The organism is Kitasatospora sp. NPDC085879 (assembly GCF_040686255.1).
Lineage (GTDB): Bacteria > Actinomycetota > Actinomycetes > Streptomycetales > Streptomycetaceae > Kitasatospora.
In genome coordinates this window covers 18,814-27,091 of record NZ_JBFBJZ010000086.1, presented here as the reverse complement: position 1 = coordinate 27,091, position 8,278 = coordinate 18,814, and the positions used below count along the sequence as shown (strand labels likewise).

The following is an 8,278-nucleotide window of genomic DNA, read 5'->3' as shown; positions in this document are numbered from 1 at the left end:
ATGATGAGCAGTCCGGAGATGATGAAGATCGGGTTGCGGCGCAGGTCCCGCCAGGCGTCCTGCCACAGGCTGCGCGGCTTGACGCGGTCGTCGGCGGCGGCGATCTCGGGCTCGTCGGCGAGTCGCTCGTTCTTGATCAGCTCCTGGCCTTCCATGGTGCCGAGGTCGAAGGTGCGGCTCTCGACGGCACTCTGGATCTCCTCTTCCTCGGTGCCGGCGTCCGCGAGCGGGTCCGCCTTGTTGTACTTCTCCTCGTCAGGCACAGCAGCCTCCAGCCGCGCCTCGTCTGAAGGCCGAAGCGGCGACCGGGCTGCCCAGACGCACCGCCCCTGCCCGAGGCACATCGGTCCGGCTGCCGCGTCGCGCTGCTCTCACCTGGACCGCTCCTTTCAACCTCGGCATGCATCAATTCTCATATGAGAACAATTGATATTAACGAGATCTTTCAGACACGGCCGTAGTCTGTTCGTCGTTCCGCACCGGCAGCCGCAGCACCCACTGTGCTGCCGCCGCCCGACGCATCGGGCGGCGACCCTCGCACCCCCAATGCCATTACACCCACCCAGCGGAAAGAGTCTGCGCCGACGTGGGCATCTTCGCGGCGGTCGACCAGGTGGTTCTGGACGCGGAGCGCCAGCTCCGCGAGGGCGAGTGGAAGCCGGTCGCGGGCGACCCGGCACTGGCACTGCAGACCGCGGCGAGTCTTGATCAGACGTACGGGTGCCGGGCGTCCTTGGTCCGGTGGGCGGATACGGTCCCGGCGGAGGCCCTCGGGCGGACCCGCGAGCCGCAGGGCCTCGGCAGTGGGAAGGCGAGCTCCGCCTGGAGAGCGCGGATGCGGCCGTGAGCGCCTGGTTCGCGGCCGAGGAACGCGATGCCTTCCTCGTCATCCAGGGCCGATCCGGCCCTGTCTTGGTGGCCCACACGGACGGCCCGTTCCTGCTCGTCCGCGGCAACGGGCCCCGCCCTTCTGACCTTCCCGGAGTGCCCTCCTCTCGCGTGCGCGCGTGGGCGCCCCTTCGCGTTGGGCTCGCCGCGAATGCGGATCCCGCCTGCTACTGCACGGGCGCTTCGAGCTGACGGGGCACACCGCCCGTACGTAGTTCGCGCAGGTCGGGGAGGTGGTTGTAGAGGTGCCCGAGAAGACGCCGAGAAGCTTCGCGATCGAGGTGATCGAACGGCCGGGGTCGGGCAGCAGGTCGCGGGCGGCCTTGACGACTTCCTCGGTGCCAGCTTCTCGTGCAGCGAGGTGCAACCGATCTCGCGCGTACGGAGTCCAGAGACCGTGTTGATGAGGTCTTGGAGGCTGCGGCCGTAGCGGTCGAGCGAGGGACCACGAGGTGTCTCCCGCGTCGAGGAGTGCGTGGCACGCCTTCAGCTCCGGGCGCAGGTCGGTCCTGCCGAACTTCTTGTCGGAGAGGATCTTGCGGCACCGGCGGCGGTGAGGGCGTCGAGCTGCCGTTCGAGCTTCTGCCCGCCGGTGGAGACCCGCACGTATCCGATCTTTGATCTCGGTATGGACGAGGGGTTCGGAGACGAGGAGTTCGGGATGGCCGTGCGCCCCGAAGGTCACTCATGGCCCCGGGTCATGTCAGAAAACGGTGGTCCGGAGTTCTTGAACCACCCAGGTTTTTGATGGGTTTTCTGAAGGCTCTGCGGCGCGCCGCCCGGCCCCCTGCCCGGCGATCTTCAGAAAACGACGGGGCAGTCCGTCCGCGTCCGACAGGATGTTCATCTTGGAACCCGGCTTGCCCCGGTCCATGGGACTCGGACCTGTGAGTCCGCCCCTTTTCGGCCCTCACATGGGCGGAGTCGAGGACGACGCGGGAGACGTCGAGCAGGCCGGCGCCGTCGAGACGCTGCAGGACCGCCTCGTGCAGCAGGCCCCACACCCCGGCCCGGGACCAGATGGAAGTGGCGGTGGGCGGTGGACTTGGAGACCCCGAAGCAGGGCGGCAGCGCAGCACAACCCGTCCGGCGCGATCCAACTCCACGTACCCCGCCCCACACCCGAACCAACGAGCCCTCGCCACATGGACACGGTCCAGACCGGCGCTCGATCGATGTCACGTCACTTGTCGCCCAGGGCTACGGCGATGAGCGCGGAGACCATGACGACTCCGATCGGCACCCCGTGTGGGATAGCCGGGCATCGGCCCGGGCCGACGTCTTGCGCTTCATCGAGGTCGAGTACAACCGCACCAGGCTCCGCCGACAACCCCGAGTACGGGTACCTCACCCCGCTGGAAACCCGGGCCCCGCTGCAGCACGACCTCACCCCCGCAGCGTAGACACTCGCTGTCCAACATCGGGGGGAACTTCAGCATCGTCGGGACAGTCCTCGCGGCTCTGTTCACCGGGCTTCTGGCTGCCATGGTGGTTCTCCACCGGGAGGAACCCGGCCCTCAGGCCGACTGGCCGCCCCTCAGGTGCAGCAGGCGATCCCTCTCGGGTCACGGGGACGGGGGCTCGGGACCATGCGCTTGTGATCGTGCGGATGGCGCCGCCTAGGAGGTCACGACATTGAACGCCTCGTAGATCTTGGGCTCGGTCTCGGGCATCCCAACCTCCCGCATCAGCGGTGTGAGCTTCTCCACGAACCGCTGGAACGCCTCCTTGGACTCCCAGACGTCCGTCACGTGCCAACCGCCCGAGGTGGGTCCGGCGCAGTGTGAAATGAGGCCGGGCACCGGCCAGTCCGAGGGCGACTTCACGCCGCCCCGCCCCCCGGTCATCCTGTTGGTGACCTCCTCGTACTGGGCCTGGGTACCGCCCGGGATGTCGAACACGATGATGACGGCCATGTTGAATACCTCTGCCTCGATCGACTACCGCTGACAGATTCCATCTGACCAGCCAGGTCCGCCCACCGGCACGACGAGCGACGCCATCCGGGTCCTTCGCCCTGCTCGGTGTCCTGGCGACCCGCCCGGTCTACGGCCTGGCGGAGCACGCCGGGGTTGAGCGGCTGAGGGTGGTGGCGCGTTCGACGCCGGATCCGGTGTGCTCGCGGTCTACTGCTCCTCGCCGGGGCCGCTGCAGCGGCGCGGGCGCGGCGACCTGCACGCTGGGGTACTGCGCGATGAACAGTCCGAAGCGGTTGTAGCCGGAGTGGCAGCGCACGAGCACGGGCCGGGGCTTGACGCCGACCGTGCGGCGCGGTGCCATGAACCTAGTGGGAGGGGGGAGCGCGGTGACCGACGAGGACAACGACGCCGAGGGTCGGAGCGATGAGGGGGACGGTGATCGGCCGTATCGCCCATCGGGCCCGTATCGTCCCGGACCCGAGGACCGTTTCTGGCTGATATTGCTCGTGCTGATCGTGGTGGTCCTCGGCCTGGTCGGCCTCCTGTCCAACGGAGACCCTGGTCTTGCGAACCAGGACGGGAATACCGGCTGGCACTGAGCTGCCCCGGGTTTCGTGGAGTCCGCGATCGTGTGATCAAGCGGTCTGCGGGACTGACTTCAGGCCGACCCAGTAGGCCTGTTCGTACTCGTCGGGCGGGACGTAGCCGAGGGCGGAGTGGAGTCGTTCACCGTTGTGCCACGTGACCCGCCCCCGGCCTCCGGCCGAGAGGTACCCCCAGAAGAGGGCCCGCTCGACCTCGTCGAAGTCCCGCCGCGGCCCTGATGCTCGATCAGCTCGGCCTTGAACCTGCCGTTCAGGGCCTCCGCCATCGCATTGTTAAAGGAGTCCGCGACGGGCCCGACCGGCGCCGAGGCACCGACCTCGGCCAATCGCTCCGTGTAGCGAATGGACACGTATTGCGACCCGCGGTCGCTGTGATGAATGAGGACGGCGTCCTTCTTGGTCTTCTGCCGCCACAGCGCCATCTCCAGCGCGTCCCGCGACAGGTCGGTTCGCATGTGATCAGCGACCTGCCAGCCCACGATCCGGCGCGAGTACGCGTCCAGGACGAACGCCACGTAGACCCAGCCCGACCAGGTAGCTCCCGAGCGCCGGCCGCCGCACGCCGCGCCCGGCGGGGCGTGAGCTCGGCCGGGCGCGGCAGACGCCGGACAGCATCCGGAACGAGCCGGGCCGACCGCGGGTGGCGAGCCCGGGCTCCGGCAAGCCGTGCAGAACGGTCGGTCGCCCGCCGGCCACGCGCTCCGCCGCGTCGCACAGGGGAGCATCCACGAGGAGTCGGCGGCAGGACCCGCCCGGCACCCGCGGCCCCGAGGAGGAACCGCGTCGGGCGACCGAACCCCTGGGACGAGGCGGTGGGTGACCGGGCCTACGGCGACCGCGCGGCCGGAGCCCAGGACCGGGCCGACGGCGCACACCCGGAGACCGGAGGGCCACGGGAACGCTCGGACGCCACGGCCGACGCCGACCGCACCGCACGCGACACGCTGCGGCCCGGCCACCGGGGAGAGCCGTCGTGGGCGAGGTCCGAGAAACGGGTGAGTTCGACACGGGGCAGGGGGAACGCCGGGTGGACCGATTCCCCGCACCCACCCGCTGCCCGCCCTCACCACGCCCGTGAAGCGCCGGTGACCACCACCCTGCTCGAACTCCCGCTCACCGCCCGGCCCCTCCAAGGGCGCGTCGCCCCGGTCGCCGGCGCGGTAACCGGAATCGGCACGGCACCCGCCAGGGCCGGACTGACAGGCCTCAGCAGGTCACTGGCCAGGGAACTTGGCCCGCACGGCATTTGCGTGAACACTGTCGTCCCGGGAGCGATCCAGGTACCCGCAGAGCATGCCCTTCCCACACACCACCGGGCCAGGCCGGAGGACCAGATCGCGCGGCAGTGCGTAACCCGTCGGGGCCGGCCCGAGGACGTTGCCGCCGCCGTCGCCTTCCTCGCCGGCCCGGCCGCATCGTTCTTCACCGGTCGGTCGTCGCACATCGACGCGGCCGGCTCCTCCACTGACCACCCCGGCTCACCGACCATGAGGGAGAACCCGTCGTATGACCGAGCGCGTCCGAGCGGTCCTGATCACCCCGAACGACACCACGCTCGTGATCAAGCGCATCCGCCCCGGCGTCGACCCGTACTGGGTGATCGTCGGCGGCGGCGTCGAGGACACCGACCCGGACCGCGAAGCCGCGCTCCTTCGCGAGATCCACGAGGAAGTCGCCGGCGACGCCCGGATCCTGCGCCTGCTCCACCACCTGCAGAACGACAAGGACGAGACCGAGTACTTCTACCTCGCCCGGATCGAGACCTGGAACTTCGACAACCGCACCGGCCCCGAGTTCGCCCACACCGACCGCGGCGAGTACATCCTCGAGGAGGTCCCCCTCACCCTGAACGCCATCGCCACCATGAACCTGATGCCACCGGAGATCAAGACCGTGCTGTGCGAAGCCATCGAACGGGGCACGCTGCCGGCGACGGCGTAGCGTCGCTCGCCCCGCCTTCCGCGGCGGAAGAAGCCGCCCATCGCACACGCGCGGACAGCCGGTGAGCGCGGCGCGTCATGCACCGTCCGAGGACCTGTTGCACGATCAGCCGTTTTCCGAGCCAGGTCTGGCGGGCCACCAGGTCAGGGGCCCGCGGCTGACGGGGTCGGACAGCCGGTCGGTACTGTGATCCGATTGATCGTCGAGAGGTGTCCACATGGTTGAGAAACCTGCCGAGCCGCGCGCCGCCTTGCGGCCGGCGTTGCTGCAACTGACCGGGGTGAGCCGCTCGTACGGGGACCGGGAGGTCCTGCATCCGGTGGACCTGGCGGTGGCCGCCGGCGAGTGCGTGGCGTTGGTCGGCCACAACGGGTCGGGCAAGTCGACGCTGCTGCGGGTCGCGGCCGGCCGCGATCTGCCCACCACAGGCACCGTCCGGTTCGACGGTCTGGCGATGGACGAGAACGACCCGCGGATCAGGGCCCGGGTGGCGGTCGTCGGCGACACGGTCGCCTGCTACCCCGACCTCACGGTGCGTGAGCACCTGCTGCTGGTAGCGGTCGCGCACGGTGTCGCCGGCGCCGCCGAGTGGGTCCAGCAGGTGCTGGAGGACAGGATGCTCGCCGAGCGGGCGGACGCGCTGACCTCCGCCCTCTCCTCCGGGCAGATGCAGTCCCTGCTGCTGGCCTGTGCGCTCGTCCGCCCGCGGGACCTGCTGCTCCTGGACGAGCCCGAGCAGCGCCTCGATCCCGGCGCGCGCCGACGGCTGGCCGACCTGCTCAAGGCGGAACTCGCCGACGGCGTGGCAGTGCTGCTGGTCACCCACCACGCCGATCTCGCCCTGGCGGTGGCCGACCGGGTGGTGGTGCTGGAGGAGGGCCGCATCGTCCGGCAGGGAGCCCCCGAGGAGATGCTGGCCGCAGAGGTGCCGGCCGTCGGAGCCGTCGGCGCCGCGCACCGTGGGGAGGGCCGGTGAGCGCAACGGACGGTACGGCGGTCGCGGCGGATGACGCGCCAGGCGAACCGGCTGCCGCGTCCGACGGGCCGCCCGCCGAGTGGAGCGAGGACGACGACTGGACCGACGAATCGCTGGCCCTGCTGCGCTCCCTGCGGGCCCCGCACCGCCTCAACCGGGTCCGCCAGGTGGCCTACGCGTTCTACTGCACCGTGCTCCTCCTGGTCGTCTGGGGAGGCGTTCCGAGCCTGGGCCTGTTCCTGCAAGCCGCGATGGGTGCCGACTACACCGGCCACGGCCGCGCCCTGCTGGCCGCCGTACCGGGCGGCGTCGCAGCCGTCGGGATGGCCGTCCTGCTGCTCGCCGTGCGCGACGGGCTCTGGCGCGGGCCGGTGATGCCGCCGCGAGCCACGATCGACTGGCTGCTCGTCCACCCGGTCCGCCCCGGGCCGGTGTTGCGGCCCTGGTTCCGGCTGTCCTGCGGGCTCGCGGTGTTTCCCGGGATCGTCGCGGCCGCGGGCGCCATGGTCGTTCTCGGGCTGACCGTGCGGGCCGGCCTGCCTGCCGCCCTCGGCTGGTGCCTGGTCGGCGGGACGTGCCTGCCGCTGCTCGGTGTCTGTGCCGCGCTGTCCGTGCAGCGGAGCGAGCGGGCGGCCCGCCTGGCGCGGCGGCTCACCCCGTACGCCACCGTCTTGATCCTCGCGTTCGCAGGACAGAGCGCCCTGGCCGCCACAGGGCACTCCGTCCGCTGGCTGGACCAGGTGGTGCTGTGGTCGGGTCCGTGGGGCTGGGCGGGGATCGCCGCCCTGGCGCCGACGACCGCCGCCGTCCCGGGAGCCTGGGCGGCCGCCGCGCTGCTGGTCGCGTCGACCGCCGTCTGCCTCGTGCGCGCCGACCGGGCCGCCGCCACGGTGTCGCTGACCCTGCTGCGCGAACGGGCGAGGAACGCCGCGAGCGTGCTCGCCGCACTGCGGACGGTCGAACTGCGCGCCGCGCGGCTGGCCGTGCACGCCGCCAACGGCGGTGACCGCCGGCTGAAGGTCCGGCTGCCGGCGCCCCGCAGGGCCTGGCTCGTCGTGTACTGGCGCGACGTGCTCGCCCTCCTCCGCTCACCCGCACGGCTCGGCCGTGCGGCGCTGCTGACCGTTCCGGCGCTGCTGTGCGCCGCGCCCGCCCACACGGCCCGGGGGAGCGTCTCCCTGGCTGCCACCGGCCTCGCCCTCGCCTTCGGCCACCTGGCCGTCGCCCAACTGCTGGAGCCGGCCCGGATCGACACCGACGACGTGCGCCGGGCGTTCTGGACGCCCTACCCGTTCGCCGGCCTGATGCTGCGCCACGCCGTCGTCCCCACCGTGCTCGGCGTGCTGCTCGGCGCGGTCGGCAGCGCCGCGGCCGTACTCTGCGGCGCCGGTCCGGCGGCCTGGCTGGCGCCGACCGCCGTCCCCGCGCTCGTCGCCGCGGGACTGGTGAACGCCTGCCGGGGCGCGGCCCGCCGCGACCTGCTGTACCGCCCGGCGGGGGCGACCGGCGGTGGTGGCAGCAACCTCGCGGCGTTCGCCGCCTGGTACGCAGCGGGCCCCGCCGTGGCCGTGCCGCTGTTGGCGCTGCCGTTCTCCGCGGCACTGCGCAGCGGGACGGCGGACTCCCTGAGCCGCGCGGCGGCGGCCGCCGCGGTCGTGGCGGTGGCGATGCTCTGCTGGGCCCGGGTCAGGGCGGGGAAGCTGCCCGCACAGGTCCGGCCGGGCCGGATCGGCTGAGACCCGTCGCGCGTACGGGGCCGTCCGGCCCGGCAGGGCCCGCTCCCGATGATCGGGTCGAGTCGACGATCCGGACCGGCCGGGCCCTCGCCGTCCGGGCGGGCCGCCCGGATCGGCCTGTTCACGGCGTCCTTCTTCCGGCTGCCGGAGTCCGCGTCGGAGGAAGACCCCGCACCGCCGACCGGTGCGGGGCCCTCGGCCCCTGTCCTCAGA

The 8,278-nt window shown here is 71.8% G+C and carries 8 protein-coding genes and 4 pseudogenes; 6 read left to right on the top strand and 6 right to left on the bottom strand.

Annotated features, from left to right (window positions below; genetic code table 11):
• Positions 1-263, bottom strand: a pseudogene (locus AB0P35_RS37070) (ABC transporter permease); the annotation flags it as partial.
• 323 nt (positions 264-586) lie between these two features.
• On the opposite strand from AB0P35_RS37070, the gene AB0P35_RS37065 reads away from it, so the two are divergent.
• Entirely contained in the window at positions 587-847 is a 261-nt protein-coding gene (locus tag AB0P35_RS37065; protein WP_363519876.1) for a hypothetical protein, read from the top strand.
• A gap of 527 nt (positions 848-1,374) precedes the next feature.
• Here AB0P35_RS37065 and AB0P35_RS37060 read toward each other — a convergent pair.
• From AB0P35_RS37060 to AB0P35_RS37045, 4 genes and pseudogenes are all read right to left on the bottom strand, one after another.
• Entirely contained in the window at positions 1,375-1,494 is a 120-nt protein-coding gene (locus tag AB0P35_RS37060; RefSeq protein ID WP_363519873.1) for a hypothetical protein, read from the bottom strand.
• Positions 1,495-1,702: 208 nt separating this feature from the next.
• A pseudogene (locus AB0P35_RS37055) lies at positions 1,703-1,911 on the bottom strand (IS5/IS1182 family transposase); the annotation flags it as partial.
• Between the two features lie 596 nt (positions 1,912-2,507).
• Positions 2,508-2,804 carry a hypothetical protein gene (locus tag AB0P35_RS37050; protein WP_363519870.1) on the bottom strand — a complete coding sequence of 99 codons (297 nt, stop codon included), beginning with the start codon at positions 2,802-2,804 and terminating at the stop codon, positions 2,508-2,510.
• Positions 2,805-2,934: 130 nt separating this feature from the next.
• Positions 2,935-3,168: a hypothetical protein gene (locus tag AB0P35_RS37045; protein WP_095877957.1), complete on the bottom strand. Its 234-nt coding sequence runs from the start codon at positions 3,166-3,168 to the stop codon at positions 2,935-2,937.
• Between the two features lie 25 nt (positions 3,169-3,193).
• On the opposite strand from AB0P35_RS37045, the gene AB0P35_RS37040 reads away from it, so the two are divergent.
• Positions 3,194-3,406, top strand: a complete 213-nt coding sequence (locus tag AB0P35_RS37040) for a hypothetical protein (RefSeq protein WP_095877956.1) — start codon at positions 3,194-3,196, stop codon at positions 3,404-3,406.
• Between the two features lie 230 nt (positions 3,407-3,636).
• Here AB0P35_RS37040 and AB0P35_RS37035 read toward each other — a convergent pair.
• Positions 3,637-3,951, bottom strand: a pseudogene (locus AB0P35_RS37035) (DDE-type integrase/transposase/recombinase); the annotation flags it as partial.
• On the opposite strand from AB0P35_RS37035, the pseudogene AB0P35_RS37030 reads away from it, so the two are divergent.
• From AB0P35_RS37030 to AB0P35_RS37015, 4 genes and pseudogenes are all read left to right on the top strand, one after another.
• Positions 3,868-4,851 (top strand): annotated as a pseudogene (locus AB0P35_RS37030) (SDR family oxidoreductase); the annotation flags it as partial. The pseudogenes AB0P35_RS37035 and AB0P35_RS37030 overlap by 84 nt on opposite strands.
• 67 nt (positions 4,852-4,918) lie before the next feature.
• Positions 4,919-5,353: an NUDIX domain-containing protein gene (locus tag AB0P35_RS37025; RefSeq protein ID WP_363519867.1), complete on the top strand. Its 435-nt coding sequence runs from the start codon at positions 4,919-4,921 to the stop codon at positions 5,351-5,353.
• Between the two features lie 217 nt (positions 5,354-5,570).
• The gene (locus AB0P35_RS37020; RefSeq protein WP_363519864.1) at positions 5,571-6,329 is read left to right on the top strand and encodes an ABC transporter ATP-binding protein; all 759 of its coding nucleotides are present in this window, start codon (positions 5,571-5,573) and stop codon (positions 6,327-6,329) included.
• The gene (locus AB0P35_RS37015; RefSeq protein ID WP_363519861.1) at positions 6,326-8,065 is read left to right on the top strand and encodes a hypothetical protein; all 1,740 of its coding nucleotides are present in this window, start codon (positions 6,326-6,328) and stop codon (positions 8,063-8,065) included. The genes AB0P35_RS37020 and AB0P35_RS37015 overlap by 4 nt, the downstream gene beginning before the upstream one ends.
• The last annotated feature ends 213 nt before the right edge of the window (positions 8,066-8,278 follow it).